Annotated in this window: 11 protein-coding genes; 3 read left to right on the top strand and 8 right to left on the bottom strand. The window is 69.3% G+C overall.

Going from position 1 to position 16955, the window contains the following annotated elements:
- Positions 1–7: 7 nt before the first annotated feature.
- From EJE94_RS05285 to EJE94_RS05265, 5 genes are all read right to left on the bottom strand, one after another.
- Positions 8–3148 carry an efflux RND transporter permease subunit gene (locus EJE94_RS05285; protein WP_121240405.1) on the bottom strand — a complete coding sequence of 1047 codons (3141 nt, stop codon included), beginning with the start codon at positions 3146–3148 and terminating at the stop codon, positions 8–10.
- A 351-nt stretch (positions 3149–3499) separates the two neighbouring features.
- Positions 3500–5005 carry an efflux RND transporter periplasmic adaptor subunit gene (locus EJE94_RS05280; protein WP_121240404.1) on the bottom strand — a complete coding sequence of 502 codons (1506 nt, stop codon included), beginning with the start codon at positions 5003–5005 and terminating at the stop codon, positions 3500–3502.
- Positions 5002–6285 (bottom strand): TolC family protein, encoded by a 1284-nt coding sequence (locus EJE94_RS05275; protein ID WP_121240403.1) that lies wholly within the window; start codon positions 6283–6285, stop codon positions 5002–5004. The genes EJE94_RS05280 and EJE94_RS05275 overlap by 4 nt, the downstream gene beginning before the upstream one ends.
- Positions 6286–6289: 4 nt before the next feature.
- The gene (locus EJE94_RS05270; RefSeq protein WP_121240402.1) at positions 6290–6580 is read right to left on the bottom strand and encodes a copper-binding protein; all 291 of its coding nucleotides are present in this window, start codon (positions 6578–6580) and stop codon (positions 6290–6292) included.
- A 64-nt stretch (positions 6581–6644) separates the two neighbouring features.
- On the bottom strand, positions 6645–7013 hold the full coding sequence (locus EJE94_RS05265) for a hypothetical protein (protein WP_124962398.1): 369 nt from the start codon (positions 7011–7013) through the stop codon (positions 6645–6647).
- Positions 7014–7157: 144 nt separating this feature from the next.
- Between EJE94_RS05265 and EJE94_RS05260 the strand changes: the two genes are divergently transcribed.
- From EJE94_RS05260 to EJE94_RS05250, 3 genes are read left to right on the top strand one after another with little or no spacing between them, the layout of a single operon-like run.
- The gene (locus EJE94_RS05260) at positions 7158–7826 is read left to right on the top strand and encodes an ABC transporter ATP-binding protein (protein WP_121240400.1); all 669 of its coding nucleotides are present in this window, start codon (positions 7158–7160) and stop codon (positions 7824–7826) included.
- The gene (locus EJE94_RS05255) at positions 7823–10375 is read left to right on the top strand and encodes an FtsX-like permease family protein (RefSeq protein ID WP_121240399.1); all 2553 of its coding nucleotides are present in this window, start codon (positions 7823–7825) and stop codon (positions 10373–10375) included. Before EJE94_RS05260 ends, EJE94_RS05255 begins: the two co-directional genes overlap by 4 nt.
- Positions 10376–10389: 14 nt before the next feature.
- Positions 10390–11493, top strand: a complete 1104-nt coding sequence (locus EJE94_RS05250) for a lipocalin-like domain-containing protein (protein ID WP_207855748.1) — start codon at positions 10390–10392, stop codon at positions 11491–11493.
- Positions 11494–11538: 45 nt separating this feature from the next.
- On the opposite strand, the gene fusA is transcribed toward EJE94_RS05250, so the two are convergent.
- The 3 genes from fusA to glmU all read right to left on the bottom strand — a co-directional run bounded on the left by fusA (position 11539) and on the right by glmU (position 16893).
- Positions 11539–13611: an elongation factor G gene (gene fusA / locus EJE94_RS05245; protein ID WP_121240397.1), complete on the bottom strand. Its 2073-nt coding sequence runs from the start codon at positions 13609–13611 to the stop codon at positions 11539–11541.
- A gap of 14 nt (positions 13612–13625) precedes the next feature.
- Positions 13626–15446, bottom strand: a complete 1821-nt coding sequence (gene glmS, locus EJE94_RS05240) for a glutamine--fructose-6-phosphate transaminase (isomerizing) (protein WP_121240396.1) — start codon at positions 15444–15446, stop codon at positions 13626–13628.
- An 82-nt stretch (positions 15447–15528) separates the two neighbouring features.
- Positions 15529–16893 (bottom strand): bifunctional UDP-N-acetylglucosamine diphosphorylase/glucosamine-1-phosphate N-acetyltransferase GlmU, encoded by a 1365-nt coding sequence (gene glmU / locus EJE94_RS05235; RefSeq protein WP_121240660.1) that lies wholly within the window; start codon positions 16891–16893, stop codon positions 15529–15531.
- Between the last annotated feature and the right edge of the window lie 62 nt (positions 16894–16955).

Genomic DNA, 16955 nt, shown 5'->3' with positions numbered 1-16955 from the left:
GGCAATGTTAACCCACGCGCCGATGTCGCAACCGCCATTCCTCGACCAGGGCATAGATCGCCGGAATCACGATCAACGTGAGCACGGTCGAGGAGATCATGCCGCCGACCATGGGCGCGGCGATGCGGCGCATCACCTCCGATCCCGCTCCCGTGCTCCACATGATGGGCAAGAGGCCCGCCATGATCGCGACCACGGTCATCATCTTCGGCCGCACGCGTTCCACCGCGCCCTCCATCACCGCCGCGTAGAGTTCGGCGGCGCCCGCTCGCCGTCCCGCCAGCGCCGACTTATTCCGCGCGGCTTCCCAGGCGTGGTCGAGGTAGATCAGCATCACCACGCCGGTCTCGGCCGCGACGCCGGCCAGCGCGATGAAGCCCACCGCCACCGCCACGCTGAGGTTGTAGCCGAGCAGGAACATCAGCCAGACGCCGCCGACCAGGGCGAACGGCACCGACAGCATCACGATCAGCGTCGGCGCGAGGCGGCGGAAGTTGAGGTAGAGCAGCAGGAAGATGATCAGCAGCGTGAAAGGCACGACGACCTTGAGCCGCTCCAGCGCCCGCTCCATGTACTCGAACTGGCCGCTCCAGGTGACGTAGCTGCCCTGCGGAAATTTCACCTTGTCGGCCACCGCGCGCTTGGCCTCGGCGACATAGGAACCGATGTCGCGATCGCGAATGTCGACGTAGATGTAGGCCGAGAGCAGCGCGTTCTCGGTGCGGATCGAGGGTGCCCCCTTGACGATGCTCACCTTCGCCACCTGGCCCAGCGGCACCATCGCCGCCTGCCCGCCCATCTCGCTCATGATCGGCACCAGCACGTTGGCCGCGATCTTCTGCGGGTCGTCGCGCAACTCGCGCGGGTAGCGCAACGACACGCCGAAGCGCTCGCGGCCCTCGACGGCCGTGGTCACCATCTCGCCGCCGAGTGCCGTGGCGATGACCTCCTGCAGGTCGCCGACGAGGATGCCGTAGCGCGCCAGTGCCTCGCGGTCCGGTTCGATGTCGAGGTAGTAGCCGCCGGTGATGCGCTCGGCGTAGGCGGAGCTGGTGCCGGGCACGGCCTTGACCACGGTCTCGATCTCGCGCGCCAGACGCTCCATCTCGTCCAGGTTCTTGCCGAAGACCTTGATGCCGACGGGCGTGCGAATGCCGGTGGACAGCATGTCGATGCGCGCCTTGATCGGCATGGTCCAGGAATTGGCGATGCCGGGAAACTGCAGCGCCTTGTCCAGCTCGGCGATGAGGCCGTCCACCGTCAGGCCCGGCCGCCACAGCGACTCCGGCTTGAGGTTGATCACCGTCTCGAACATCTCCACCGGCGCCGGGTCGGTCGCCGTCTGGGCGCGGCCCGCCTTGCCGATCACCGAGGCGACCTCGGGGAAGCTCTTGATGATCTTGTTCTGCGTCTGCAGCAGTTCCGCCGCCTTGGTCACCGACATCGAGGGCAGGCCGGTCGGCATGTAGAACAGCGTGCCCTCGTTGAGCGTCGGCATGAACTCGCTGCCGAGCTTCATCGCCGGCCAGATGGAGACGGCCATCGCGGTCACCGCGATGGCGATGGTCGCAATCTTGGCGCGCATCACCAGCGCGATCACGGGGTGATAGAGCGCGATGAGGATGCGGTTCACCGGATTCTTCGCCTCGGGCAGGATGCGGCCGCGGACGAACAGCAGCATCAGCACCGGCACCAGCGTCACCGACAGCAGCGCGGCACCGGCCATGGCGAAGGTCTTGGTGAAAGCCAGGGGCGCGAACAGGCGGCCCTCCTGCGCCTCCAGCGTGAACACCGGCAGGAAGGAGACGGTGATGATCAGCAGCGAGAAGAACAGCGCCGGCCCCACCTCCTTGCACGCCGCAATCATCGCCTCGGTACGCGACTCGCCTTCCTTCAGCCGCTCCAGATGCTTATGCGCGTTCTCGATCATCACGATGGCCGCATCTACCATGGCGCCGATGGCGATGGCGATGCCGCCGAGGCTCATGATGTTGGAGTTCATGCCGAGCGCGCGCATGGCGATGAAGGCGATCAGCACGCCCACCGGCAGCATCAGGATAGCCACCAGCGCCGAGCGCACGTGCAGCAGGAAGACGATGCAGACCAGCGCCACGATCAGCGATTCCTCGGTGAGCGTGGTCTTCAGCGTGGCGATCGCCCGCTCGATCAGTTCGGAGCGGTCGTAGACGGTCTCGATGGTCACGCCCGCCGGCAGGCCGGCCGCGACTTCCTTGATTTTCTCCTTGACGCTGCCGATCACGTCGAGCGCGTTCTGGCCATAGCGCGCCACCACGATGCCGGACACCACCTCGCCGTCGCCGTTGAGTTCGGCCACGCCGCGCCGTTCGTCCGGGCCGAGTTCGACGCGCGCGATGTCGCGCAGAAGAACCGGCGTGCCCTTATCGGCTTTCACCACCAACTGTTCGAGGTCGGACCTGCCGCGCAAATAGCCGCGGCCGCGCACCATGTATTCGGCCTCGGCCATCTCGATGGCGCGGCCGCCGACGTCGCGGTTGGAATTGCGGATGGCATTGGCCACGGTCATCAGCGACACGCCGTAGGCGCGCAGCTTCACCGGATCGACCGTCACCTGGTACTGCTGGACGAAGCCGCCGATGCTCGCCACCTCGGCCACCCCCTGGGCCTTGGTCAGCTGGTAGCGCAGGTACCAGTCCTGCAGCGTGCGCAGTTCGGCCAGGGTGCGGTTCTTGCCGAGCACCGCGTACTGATAGACCCAGCCGACGCCCGAGGCGTCCGGCCCCAGGCTCGGCGCCACGCCCTGCGGCAGGCGGCCGGCGACGGTGGAGAGATACTCCAGCACCCGCGAGCGGGCCCAGTAGATGTCGGTGCCGTCCTCGAAGATCACATAGACGAAGGAAGCGCCGAAGAAGGAGAAGCCGCGCACCACCTTGGACTTCGGCACCGACAACAGCGCCGTCGTCAGCGGGTAGCTGACCTGGTCCTCCACCACCTGCGGCGCCTGTCCCGGGTACTCCGTGTAGACGATGACCTGGACGTCGGAGAGATCGGGCAACGCATCGAGCGGGGTCTTGACCACAGCGTAGACGCCGGCGAGCACGACGAACAGCGTGGCGAGCAGGACGAGAAAGCGATTGCGCGCCGACCAGTCGATGATGTTGGCTAGCATGTCAGTTGCTCCAGCGCGTTTCGCCCGACCCCTGATGCATGAACCGCCTTGTTCGTTAGGGGGGCGGAGCACGCCAAGGGCGACGGGTGGCCGACGCTGCTCATGTCACCCGAACCGGGCTGCGCCCGGTTCTCCTTCTTTATTTCGCTGCGTCGGCCACCCGCCACCCTTGGCCGGTCACGCCGGTGCGGCCTTTCCGCCAAACACCCGCGACGCCCGCCCGGAGGGCTGGTGGGGTGCTCTGCGCAGCGAAGTAAAGGGGGAGGAGGCGGTCGGAGACCGCCGCCGGAGGACATGAGCGGAGCAGAGCCCCCCACCGGCCCGATCGCGCACCAAACGTCGGGTCTCATTTCAGCGCTTCCTGCTTTCCAGCTTCGTGATCACCCACTCGCCAGGCTTCCTCTCGACGAATTCGAAACTGATCGCCGCGCCCGGCTTGAAGCCGGCCACCAGCGAAGGATTCGCCGGCACGAACTCCATGGTCATCGCCGGCCACTTGAGGCTGGCCACCGGCTCGTGCGTCACCGTCACCGTGCCGGCCTTGCTGTCTATGGCATCTAGGGTGCCAACGGTTTGGTGGCTGACGCTGGCTTTGGTCGGCTCAGACATGCCGCCCAGTGCCGCCTTGAGGTTGCTCTCCGAATCGATGAGGAAGTTGGCAGCGACCACCACCTGCTCTCCTTCCTGCACGCCGTCCTTCACCTCGACGTAGTCGTCGCCGCGCGCGCCCAGCTTCACCTCGCGCGGCTCGAAGCGGCCCTCGCCCTTCTGCACCAGGATCGTCTGCCGCGTGCCACTGTCGATCACCGCCGAGGTCGGCACCGTCACCACCTTCGCCGTGCTGCCGGAACCGACTTCGACGCTGGCGTACATCGCCGGCCGCAGCAGCCCGCCGGGATTGGCCAGTTCGACGCGGATCGGCACCGTGCGCGTCTCGGCCTTCAGCGTCGGGTAGATGTAGGCGATGCGGCCCTCGAAGATCTTGTCGGGATAGGCGTTGATGCGCACGCTCGCCTTCTGCCCGACACTGAGCGAGCCGATGTCACGCTCGAACACGTCGGCGATCACCCAGATGCCGCCGGTGTCGGCGATCTGGAAGAGCATCTCGCCGGGCATGAAGCGCATGCCGGCGACGGCCTTCTTCTCCAGCACCACGCCGCCGGCCGGCGCGCGGTAGGTGAGTGTGCGCGTGGCCTCGCCGCCGGACTTGAGCCGCTCGATCTGCTCGGACGAAATGTCCCAGTTGGAGAGACGGGCCAGTGCCGCGTCGGCGAGCCGGCGCATCGAGGCCTGCGCGTCGGGCGGCGCGTCCTTCAGAGCCGCCAGTCCCTGCGCGGCGAGCTGGTATTCGCGTTGCGCCGAGACCAGTTCGGGGCTGTAGGCCTCGAACAGCGGCTGGCCCTTCGCCACCGGCTGGCCCGTGGCGTTGACATGAAGCTTCTCGACCCAGCCCTCGAACTTCGGCGCGACGTTGTGCAGCCGCCGCTCGTCGACCTCGACGCGGCCCGCCGCGCGGATCGGGCGCGACAGCTCGCGCAGGCTCGCCGCCTCGACCTTGACGCCGAGCTTCTGCACCTTGGCCGTGCTGACCTTGACTTCATTGCCGCCGCCTTCGTCCTCGCCCTCGTAGACGGGGATGTAGTCCATGCCCATCGAATCCTTCTTCGGCGTCTGCGAAGTGTCGGGCAGGCCCATGGGGTTGCGGTAGTAGAGCAACTTTTTCCCGGCGGGAGCCGCCGGTGCAGCAGCGCTCGCCGTGTCCCCCGAGGGGGCTTTCTTCTGGCCGCCGGCCCAATAGCCGGCGCCGGCCGCGATGGCGACGACCAGCGCGAATGCGGCGACTGCGCTTGTCTTCATAGTTCTTCTCCGATCAGTCGTTCGATCTCGGCCAGCCGCACCTGCTGGTCGCCGCGGGCCTTGACGAGGTCCTGCTGCACCTTGCGCACCTGGCGCTGCGCGTCGAGCACCATGGCGAAGTCGACGCGGCCGGTCTCATAGCCGGCCAGGGCCGACTGCAGGGAAAGCTCGGCCTGCGGCAGCAGGCTGCCGGCGATCAGCGCCTCGATGCGCCGCGCCGACTCGAGGCCAGCGAGGCGTTCGCTCAGCTCCGACAGCCCCTGATTCAACGCGGCCTCGCGCCGCGCCCGCGCCGCTTCGGCCATGCGCTCGGCCTCGCGCTCCTGCGCACGGCGGCTGTCCTGCTGCAGCGGTATGTTCAGCTCGAACATCAGCTCCCACTCGGAGACGCGCGAGCCGGTCTGGATCGGAGATATGCCGACGCTGACATCGGGATAGCGATTGCGGTAGGCGAGCTCGCGGCCCTTGTCGGCCGCCGCGATGCGCGCCGCCTCCGCGCCCAGTTGCGGATTGTTGGCGACGAGGCGCGCCTCGAGCGCGGCGAATTCCAGTTTCTCCGGCGGCGGCAGCGGGCGCAGCTTCTCCGGCGGGCGCAGCTTGACGTTGGCCGACGGACGCCCGAGCAAGCTGCGCATGCGCGCACTGGCCTGGGCGCTCTCGCCTTCGAACATCGCGAGGTCGCCCTGCAGCATGGCGCGCTCGGTCTGGGCACGGATCACCTCCTGCTGCGTGCCGATGCCCCCGGCGTAGCGCACCTGCGCGATCTCGCCGATGCGCGACAGCAGGTCGATGTTCTCGCGCAGCAGCCGCAGGATGGAGAGATGGACATGATGCTCGGCGTAGGTCTGCTTGATCCTCGTCGCCAGTTCCATCCAGGTCGCACGCGTTCGCGTCTCGGCCTCGCTGGCACCGGCGACGGCGACGTCGCGCCGCAGCTCGCGCTTGCCGAACCAGGGCAGGGTCTGGGAGATGGTGTATTTGGTGCTGCCGACGCGCGCCGGCAGCACACTTGGACTCGCCGCCGGGTTGGCCTCGTTGGTGATGTCGCGCAGTTCCGTGCGAAACATCGGATCGGGCAAGGCACCGGCCACTTCGATACGCTCCGCGGCGGCGGCCGCCTCGTGACGCATGGCGGCGAACTCCGGATGGCGTTCGCGCGCGAACTCGAGCAGGCTCTCGACGTAGCCGCCGATGTAAACGTCTTCCGCTGCCCGGCCGACCCCGGAGAACGTCAGCCCGGCGACCGCCGCCGCGGTCGCCAGTACGACTTGCGGGCGCACGGCCTTACTTCGCCGCTTCGATGCGCACGACGGTATAGGTGCCGCCGATCTCCTCGACGCGGAAGCGCACCTTGTCGCCCTCCTTCACCTTCTTCAGCATCGCCGGATCCTTGACCTTGAACATCATGGTCATCGGCGGCATGCCGATATTTTCGATGGGCCCGTGGGCGAGGGTCACGCGGCCGGCGGCCGCCTCGACCTTCTTGACGGTGCCCTCGGACAGCGCGTCGGCAGCATGGATGGAAAAGGGGACGACAAGCGCCGCGATGGCGAGCGCACGCAGAATGGCTTTCATGGGAACCTCCCGAATGACGATTGAACGGAAAAGCGGGCCCGCACCGATGCGGGCGCCGGGACTCTCAATTCAAGCGTCTGGGCGGATGCTGCGGAGGTTCGGGAATGAAGCTGGGCGAGGCGAGAACCGGGCGCGCTTCGAAGTCGCGCGCCGGCGGCAGGTGGCCGGCCATGGCCACGGCCGGCAGCATGTAGCCGGCACTGGCGAGGTGGCAGAGTTCGCAGCCGTCGCAGTCCTGGTCGGCAGCGGCACCTGCCGACGGGGCGTCGTTGCCGGCATGGCCACGGCAATGCGCCTCTGACGCCGACGCATCCAGCGCCACGACCTGTTCGGCGGCGTGGCGGCAGTAGGGCATGGCGATCGCCGCCACGGCCTGCAGCGGCAACCACAGGGCGGTGATCAGCAAGGGAAGCAATCGAAACCAGCGGCGCATGGTGAAGCCATTGTAGGAAGCGAACGGTTCGACCGCAAGTCCGCCCCATGGTTCCGCGGCCGCCGCAATGGCCCGAGGCTACCCCGGGCCGCTGCGACTGGCATAAAGTACCGGACTCGCCTCCCGCTCCCGAACCCGCACACCGTGCTCGAACTCGACCGCATCGCCAAGACCCCTCCCGGCGGCCACACGCTGTTCGCCGATCTGTCGCTGACGCTGGCCGGCGGCGAATACGTCGCGATCATGGGCGAGTCGGGTGTCGGCAAGTCCACGCTGCTTAACCTGGTGGCCGGCCTCGATCATCCCGATGCCGGAGAAATCCGCGTCGGCGGCCAGCGCATCTCCGGGCTGGCGGACGAGGCGGCGGCACGCCTGCGGCGCGAGAAGCTCGGCTTCATCTTCCAGGCCTTCCACATCCTGCCGCACCTGACGCTCGAACAGAACGTGCGCGTGCCGCTGCTGCTGTTGCGGCGCGACGACCCCGCACGCGCGGCCGCCATGCTCGAGGCCGTCGGCCTCGGCAGCCGCCTCCATGCCTACCCGCGCGAGTTGTCGGGCGGCGAGATGCAGCGCGTCGCGATCGCCCGCGCCCTGGTGCACCGGCCGGCCCTGCTGCTGGCCGACGAGCCGACCGGCAACCTCGATCCCGAGACCTCCGACAGCGTCCTCGCCCTGCTGCGCGAGGAGATCAAGCAGAACGGCGCGACGGCGATCCTCGTCACCCATTCGGCCCACGCCGCGGCCGGTGCCGATCGCGTGCTCGAACTGACGCGCGACGGCCTGGCTCCGCGCACCCTGCCACGCGTCGCATGAAACTCGGCTTCTGGCTCGCCGGCGGCGAAATGCGCACCCATCCCTGGCGCGCGCTGTCGGCGCTCGCCGCCATCGCCATCGGCGTCGCCCTCGGCCTCGCCGTCCAGCTCATCAACACCTCGGCCGTGACGGAATTCGCCCAGGCCGTGCGCGCCGCCAGCGGCCAGGCCGACCTCGAGATCCGCGGCCCGCGCGGCGGCTTCGACGAAAGCGTGTTCGCGCGCGTCGTCACCGATCCCGACATCGCCGTGGCCAGCCCCGTCGTCGAGGTCGACGCGCTGGTGCTCGGCGCCACCGCGACCGCTCCCGGGCAAACGCGAACGCTGAAGGTCCTCGGCATCGATCCCTTCCGCGCCGGCCAGGTCGCGCCCGCGCTGATCGGCGCCCCCGCCGCTGACGGCGCCGACCTGCTGGCCGACGACGCGATCTTCCTCTCGCCCGCCGCGCAGTCATGGCTGGACCTCGCCCCGGGGGCGACGCTGACGCTGCAGGTCGGCCTCGAGCGCGTCGCGCTGCGCGTGGCCGGCAGCCTGCCCGGCGCGCGGCCGCGCCAGCGCCTCGCCACCATGGACATCGGCGCGGCGCAATGGCGGCTCGCCCGCCTCGGCAGCCTCTCGCGCATCGAACTGCGCCTCGCCGCCGGTGCCTCGCGCGAAGCCGTGACGCAGCGCCTTGGAGCATGGCTGCCCGCCGGCGTCTTCGTCAGCCCGCCGGAGGCCGGCGACATTCGCGCCGCCAACCTGTCGCGCGCCTACCGCGTCAATCTCAACGTGCTGGCGCTGGTTGCGCTGTTCACAGGTGCCTTTCTCGTCTTCTCGACGCAGGCGCTGTCGGTGGTGCGGCGGCGCGGCGAGTTCGCGCTGCTGCGCACGCTCGGCTGGCCGGCACGGGCGCTGGTGCGACAGATATTGGCCGAGGGCGCGGCCATCGGCTTCATCGGCAGCGCCGTCGGCGCCGGCCTCGGCATCGCGGCTGCGCAAGCGGCGGTGACGCTGTTCGGCGGCGACCTCGGCGGCGGCTACTTCGCCGGCGTCGCGCCCGCTTTGCTGCTCGATCCGACGGCGATATTCGGATTCGTCGCGCTCGGCACACTGGCGGCCGCCGCCGGCAGCCTGGCACCGGCGCTCGAGGTCGCCCGCGCCGCGCCGGCCCAGGCCATCCGCAGCGGCGCCGAGGCGGCGCTGTTCGGCTCGGGCAGCGCGCTGCGCCGCCTCTGGCCGGGGCTGGCGCTGATCGCGCTCGGCGGCGTGCTGACGCGGCTGCCGCCGCTGCAAGGCCTGCCGGTGGCCGGCTACCTCGCCATTGCCTGCTGGCTGGTCGGTGGCATCGCGCTGGTACCGGGGCTCGCCGGCCACGCCTTCGCCATCGTCGCCCGCCGGGTGTCGCCGCGAACCCATCCGCTCGCTTTCCTCTCGACGCAGCGTCTCGCCGCCGCGCCGGGCCAGGCCGGCATCGCGCTGGCCGGCGTGGTGGCGAGCTTCGCCCTGATGGTGGCGATGGCGATCATGGTCGGCAGCTTCCGCGATTCGGTCGATCGCTGGCTCGGCCGCGTCCTCGCCGCGCCGCTCTACTTCCGCGTGCCAATTGGTGGCAACAGCGCCTTCGTCGCGCCGGCCGAGATCGCGGCCATCGCCGCCCACCCCGCGCTCGAGCGCGTCGAGTGGATGCGCATCCAGCAGTTCGACCTCGATCCGGCGCGCCCGCCGGTGACGCTGATGGCGCGCACCCTCGACCTCGACAATCCCGGCGAGCGCATTCCGCTGACCGGCGACGCACTGGCGCGGGCGCAGATCCCGGCCGGCACCCTGCCGGTCTGGGTGTCGGAGGCCATGGTCGACCTTTACGGCTGGTCGCTCGGCAGCCGCCAGACGCTGCCGCTCGGCGGGCGTGCCGTCGCGGTGACGGTGGCCGGCGTCTGGCGCGACTTCGCCCGCCAGCACGGCACCGTCACCCTGAATCTCGCCGACTACCAGCGCCTGAGTAGCGATCGCGGCATCACCGACGCCGCGCTGTGGCCGCGCCCGGCCACGACCCCGGCGCAACTGACAGAGGCGCTGCAGCGCGACGTGCCGGCGACGCGGCACCTGGAATTCGGCGAACCGGGCGCGATCCGCGAGCTGTCGCTGCGCATCTTCGACCGCAGCTTCGCCGTCACCTACCTGCTGGAACTCGTCGCCATCGCCATCGGCCTGGCCGGCATCGGCGCCACCTTCTCGGCGCAGGCGCTCGCCCGTGCCAGGGAATTCGGCATGCTGCGCCACCTCGGCATCACCCGCGCCGAACTGCTGCGGCTGCTGGCGCTCGAAGCGGCAGGGCTGACGCTGTTCGGCATCGTCGCCGGCGGCGTGCTCGGGCTGGCCATCGCGCTGGTGCTGGTGCGGGTGGTCAATCCGCAGTCCTTCCACTGGAACATGGATCTGGCCGTGCCCTGGGGGCTGCTCGGCGTCGTGACGGCCCTGCTGGTGTTCGCCGGTATCGCCACCGCGCTGCTGGCGACGCGCCAGGCCACCGGCGCCGGCCCGCTGCGCGCGGTGAGGGAGGACTGGTGATGCGGCGGCGCCGAATGCTGCAGCTGCTCGGTGCGGCCGGCTGCCTGCCGCTGGCGAGCCTGCTGCCAAGCCGGGCTGCGCTGGCCGCCGCGCCGTCGTTCCCGCCGGTCCGGCCGCGAGCGCTCGCCTTCCCGCGCGATCACGGCGCCCATCCGGACTACCGCACCGAGTGGTGGTATGCCACCGGCTGGCTCGAGACCGCGGAAGGCCCGGCCGGCTTCCAGGTCACCTTCTTCCGCTCGCGCACCGCGCACGACCCGGCCAACCCCTCGCGCTTCGCGCCGCACCAGTTGCTGTTCGCCCACGCCGCGCTCGCCTGGCCGGGCCACGGCCGCCTGCGCCACGCGCAGCGCGCGGCCCGCGTCGGCGACGGCGACGAATCGACGCGCTTCGCCCTCGAGGACACGGCGGTGGCCGTGCAGGGCTGGAGCTTCAGCCGCGATGCCGCCACGGGCCGCTACGCCGCGACGGTCGCCGACCAGGCACTGGCCCTGCGGCTCGGACTCGCGCCGACGCAGCCGCTGCTGCTGCAGGGCGATCGCGGCTTCTCGCGCAAGGGCCCGCGCCCCGAGCAGGCCAGCCACTACTACAGCCAGCCGCAACTCGCCGTCAGCGGCACTGTCGGCTTCGAAGGCAAATCATTGCCCGTGCGCGGCCGCGCCTGGCTCGACCACGAATGGTCTACGGCGGTGCTCGACGAGGAATCGGTCGGCTGGGACTGGATCGGCATCAATCTCGACGACGGCGGGGCGCTGATGGCCTTCCGCATCCGCGGCCGCGACGGCGCCGCCGTGCGCTGGGCCAGCGCGCGCTTGCGCGAGCGCGATGGCCGCGAGCTCAGCTACGGGCCGGACGCAGTGCGCTTCGAAACGCTGGGAACCTGGCGCTCGCCGCGCACCGGCACAAGTTACCCGGTACGCAGCCGCCTCACGCTCGGCCAGGGCACGGCGGCGCTGCGCTTCGACATCGAGCCGCTGATCGAGGATCAGGAACTCGACGCGCGGCTGTCGACCGGCGCGGTCTATTGGGAGGGGGCGGTCAGTCTGCGACACGACGGGCGAACCGTCGGTCGCGGCTACCTCGAACTGGTCGGCTATCACCGGCCGATGAAGCTGTAGAAAGTCGGCGCCGGCGGGACGGCGCCGACTTTCTGCGGGCCTCGCTTATTCCTCGTCCTCGCGCAGCTTGTGGCCGGCGGCGAGCTTCTGCTGCACCGGGGGCGGCACCTGGGCGTGGCGGGCGAACTCGATGGTATAGGCGCCCTGGCCGCCCGTCATCGACTTGAGGCGCGAAGCGTAGTCGGTGATCTCGGCGAGCGGCACCTCGCCGGCGATCGCCACCGTGCCGTGGCCGCGCGGCGTGGTGCCGGTGACATGGCCGCGCCGCGACGACAAGTCGCCGGCCAGGTCGCCCATGTTGACCTCGGGCGCGATGATCTCGATGCTGACGATGGGCTCGAGCACGATGGGATTGGCCGCCTGGATCGCCTCGATGGTGGCCTTGCGGCCGGCGGTGACGAAGGCGACTTCCTTGCCGTCGACCGCGTGGGTCTTGCCGTCATAGACGATGACGCGCAGGTCCTCGACCGGGTAGCCGGCAACGACACCATCGTCCAGCGCCTGGCGCACGCCCTTCTCCACGGCCGGCATGAACACGCCGGGAATCACGCCGCCCTTGACGCGATCGACGAACTCGAAGCCGGCGCCGCGGGCCAGCGGCTCGATCTTGAGATAGACCTCGCCGAACTGGCCGGCGCCGCCGCTCTGCTTCTTGTGGCGGCAGTGGCCCTCGGCATTGCCGGTGATGGTCTCGCGATAAGGCACGCGCGGGGGCTTGGTATCAAGTTCCATCTTGAACTGCGTCGCCATCTTGTCGAGCTTGTAGCGCAGGTGCATTTCACCGAGGCCGCGAATCACGGTCTCGTTGGTGGTCGGGTGGCGTTCCATCTCGAAGCAGGGGTCCTCCAGCTCGAGCTTGTGCAGGATTTCGAACAGGCGCTGCTCGTCGCCCTTCTTCCTGGTCTCGACGGCCAGGCCCTGCATCGGCTTGGGGAACTCCAGCGGCTTGAGATGGATGTGATCCTCGTCGTGCGAGTCGTGCAGCACCGCGTCGAAATCGATGTCATCGATCTTGGCCACCGCGCCGATCTCGCCCGGCAACAGTTCATTGACCTCGACATAGTCCTTGCCCATCAGCTTGTAGAGGTGGCCGGCCTTGATCGGACGCTTGCCGTCGCCGACGAACAATTGCGCATCCTTCTTCACCGTCCCCTGATGCACGCGGAAGACGCTGACCTTGCCCATGTAGGGATCGACGATGACCTTGAAGACGTGGGCCAGCACATGCTTGGCCGGATCGGGGACAGCCGCGAATTCCTCGGGCTTTGCACTCCCTTCGGTCGTCGCGCCGCCCGGCTCGCCCCTGAAGAATGGCGGCGGGTTGCCTTCGGCCGGATTCGGCGCCAGCGTTTCCAGCACGTGCAGAAGTTCGGGGATGCCGGCGCCGGTCCTGGCCGAAACGAACAGGATCGGGATCAGGTGCCCGGCGCGCAGCGCCTTCTCGAAGGGCGCGTGCAGCTCGGCGGCGGAGGGCTCCTGGCCATCCTCGAGGTATTTCGCCAGCAGGTCCTCGTCCTCCTCGATGATCTGGTCGATCAGCGCGCGATGGGCAGCGGCGACGGAGTCGAAATCGGCGTCGCCCGAATCCTTCTCCAGCACCTCGACCACGTCGTGGCGATCGTGCGCCGGCAGGTCGAGGATCAGGCATTCCTTGCCGAAGCGCTCGCGGATGTCATTGACGAGGCCGGGCAGGTCGACGTTGTCGGCGTCGATCTTGTTGACCACGATCATGCGGCACAGCCTGCGCGCGGCAGCGGCCTTCATCATGCGCTCGGTCGATAGCTCGATGCCGGTCTGGGCGTTGATCACCACCAGCGCCGTGTCGACGCCGGCCAGCGACGCAATGGCCTGGCCGGCGAAATCGGGATAGCCCGGGGTGTCGATGAGATTGACCTCGACGTTGCGGTCGGAGAAATGCACCACCGCCGAGTTGAGGGAGTGGCCCGCGGCCTTCTCCTGCGGGTCGAAGTCGCAGACGGTGTTGCCCTTCTCGACCGCGCCCCGCGCCTCGATGGCGCCGGAGGCATGCAGCAGCGCTTCGGCCAGCGTGGTCTTGCCAGCGCCGCCGTGGCCGACCAGGGCCAGCGAGCGGATGGTTTCGACGGAAATGTTCGACATGATGGACTCCCTTGTTATTCGACAGTAACTGATTTGGCCAGGTTTCTAGGCTTATCGACGTCGGTCCCCTTGACCAGCGCGGCGTGATAGGCGAGCAGCTGCAGCGGCACGACGTGCAGCACCGGCGACAGCGCGCCATAGTGCTCGGGCAGGCGCAGGATGTGCACGCCCTCCGATTCGGCGACTTCCGAATCGGCGTCGGCCAGCACGTAGAGTTCGCCGCCGCGGGCGCGCACTTCCTGGATGTTGGACTTCACCTTCTCCAGCAACGCGTCGTTGGGCGCCACGGCGATCACCGGCATGTCCTTGTCGACCAGCGCCAGCGGGCCGTGCTTGAGTTCGCCGGAAGGGTAGGCTTCGGCGTGAATGTAGGAGATTTCCTTGAGCTTGAGCGCGCCTTCGAGCGCGATCGGGAAATGGTGGCCGCGGCCGAGGAACAGGGCGTGGTGCTTGGCGGCGAAGCGCTGCGCCCAGGCGGCGAGCTGCGGTTCGAGGTCGAGTACCTTCTGCACGGCGACCGGCAGGTGACGCAGGGCATGGAGGTGCGCCTGTTCCACCGCGGCCTCGAGACGGCCGCGCTGCTTCGCCAGCACCAGCGTCAGCAGAAAGAGGGCGGCGAGCTGGGTGGTAAAGGCCTTGGTCGAGGCCACGCCGATCTCGGGACCGGCGCGCGTGATGAAGCGCAGCGCGCACTCGCGCACGATGGCCGACTCCGGCACGTTGCAGATCGCCAGGGTCAGGGGCTGGCCGAGCTCGCGCGCATGGCGCAACGCGGCCAGGGTATCCGCCGTCTCGCCCGACTGCGAGATGGCGACGACGAGCTGGCTGGCGCGCGGCACCGAGACGCGGTAGCGATATTCGCTGGCGATCTCGACCGTGCAGGGGATGCCGGCTATGGCCTCGATCCAGTACCGCGCCGTCATGCCGGCGTGGGCGCTGGTGCCGCAGGCGAGGATCAGCACCGAGTCGGCGCCGGCCAGCAGCTTCGCCGCGTCGGCGCCGAACAGCCCCGGCTGCACGCTCTTCGCGGCACCCGCCATCTCGAGGGTATTGGCCAGCGCGTCGGGCTGCTCGAAGATTTCCTTCTGCATGTAATGGCGGAAGCGGCCGAGCTCGACGGCGTCGGCCGAGAGCTGCGACAGCGCCACCGGGCGCTCGACCGGCGTGCCGTCGAAGCGCATCACGTGCCAGGCATCGGGACGCAGGTCGGCGAGGTCGCCGTTCTCCAGATAGACCATGCGCCGCGTCACCGACAGCAGCGCCGAGGCGTCCGACGCCGCGTAGTTGCCGTCTTCGCCGATGCCCAGCAGCAGGGGCGAGCCCTCGCGTGCCACGATGACGCGGTGCGGTTCCCGCTCATGCACCACGGCGATGGCGAAGGCGCCGCGCAGCTGTCGCACGGCGGCGCGCACCGCCTCGGCCAGATCCGCTGCGGTCTTGAGGGAAGACTCGACCAGGTGGGCGATGACCTCGGTATCGGTGTCCGAGGTGAAGACGTAACCCTGCGCACGCAAGGCCTCGCGCAGCGACTCGTAGTTCTCGATGATGCCGTTATGCACCACCGCGAGGCCGCCGGAGATGTGCGGATGGGCGTTGCGCTCGGAGGGCACGCCATGGGTGGCCCAGCGGGTGTGGGCGATGCCCGTCTGCGCCGACAGTCCCCCTGCCTGCGCCTCGAGCTCGGCGACGCGGCCGACGCTGCGCAGGCGGGCCAGTGCGGGCTTCAGCACGGCGAGGCCGGCGGAATCGTAGCCGCGGTATTCGAGCCGCTTGAGCCCCTCGATCAGGACCGAAACGATATTGTTGCGAGCCGCCGCCGCGACGATTCCGCACATTTATGCCTCCCGCCGGGCCGCCCCAAGGGAGGCATAGCCCCCTGTGGGGGCAGCGAACGAAGTGAGCGTGGGGGCCATAGCTTTAGGCCTTCTTCTTGGTCGGCCGCTTCCAGCCTGCGACGGAAACCTGCTTGGGACGCGAAACCGTGAGCTGCTCCGGCGGCGCGTCGCGCGTCAGCGTGGTGCCGGCGCCCAGCGTGGCACCGCGGCCGACGGTGACCGGCGCGACGAGCTGGGTGTCGGAGCCGATGAAGACGTCGTCCTCGATCACCGTGCGGTGCTTGTTGGCACCGTCGTAGTTGCAGGTGATGGTGCCGGCGCCGACATTGACGCGGCTGCCGATCGTGGCGTCGCCGATGTAGGCGAGATGGTTGGCCTTGGAGTGGGCGGCGATGGTCGAGTTCTTGACCTCGACGAAGTTGCCGACGTGCACGTCTTCGCCCAGGTCGGCGCCTGGGCGCAGCCGGGCAAAGGGTCCGACCAGGCTCTGCGGCCCGACCGTGGCGCCCTCGATGTGGCAGAAAGGATGGATGCGGGCGCCGGCGCCGATGCTGCAGTCCCTCAGCACGCAGTGCGCGCTCACCGTGGCGCCAGCGCCGAGTTTTACCGTGCCCTCGAAGACGCAGCCGACGTCGATGAAGACGTCGCGGCCGCATTCGAGGGTGCCGCGCACGTCGATGCGCTCGGGATCGGCCAGCGTCACCCCTTCGTTCATCAGCGCCTCGGCGATGTTGCGCTGGTGGATGCGCTCGAGCCGCGCGAGCTGCACCTTGCTGTTGATGCCGTCGGTTTCCCACGCGGCATCGGGATGCGCGGTGACGATGTCCATGCCTTCGGCAGCCGCCAGTGCCACGACATCCGTCAGGTAGTACTCGCCCTGGGCGTTCGCCTTGCCCAGCTGCGGCAGCCAGCGCGCGAACGCGTCTCCGGGCGCGACGAGAATGCCGGTGTTGATTTCGCGGATCGCGCGCTCGGCGTCGTCGGCATCCTTCTCCTCGACGATGCGCGTAACCTGCCCTTCGACGCGAACGATGCGACCGTAGCCGTGCGGATCGGGCAGGTGCGCGGTCAGCAGCGCCAGGCAGTCATCGGCGGCTGCCTCGATCAGGCGCCGCAGCGTCGCCGCGCGGATCAATGGCACGTCGCCGTAGAGCACCAGGGTCAGGGCGGCAGGGTCGATATGCGGCAGCGCCTGCAGCACGGCATGGCCGGTGCCCAGCTGCGGCTCCTGTTTCGCCCAATGCAGATCGGGGGCGTCGAGCGCGGCGCGGACCTGTTCGCCGCCATGGCCGTAGACAACGCATGTCCTCGTCGCGCCGAGCTGGCGCGCGGTGTCGAGCACATGGGCCAGCATCGGCTTGCCGGCTATCGGGTGGAGGACCTTGGGCAGATCCGAGCGCATGCGCTTGCCGAGGCCGGCGGCGAGTATGACGACGTTGAGCGCCATCAGAAACAACACCTGACGCGGAGGCGCGGAGGCGCGGAGAAAATCACAGCCTTGTCTCGCAT

Origin of the sequence: Sulfurisoma sediminicola (assembly GCF_003865015.1) — a bacterium.
GTDB classification, from domain to species: domain Bacteria; phylum Pseudomonadota; class Gammaproteobacteria; order Burkholderiales; family Rhodocyclaceae; genus Sulfurisoma; species Sulfurisoma sediminicola.
The sequence above is the reverse complement of the archived record's forward strand: the minus strand, read 5'-3'. Positions and strand labels throughout refer to the sequence as shown.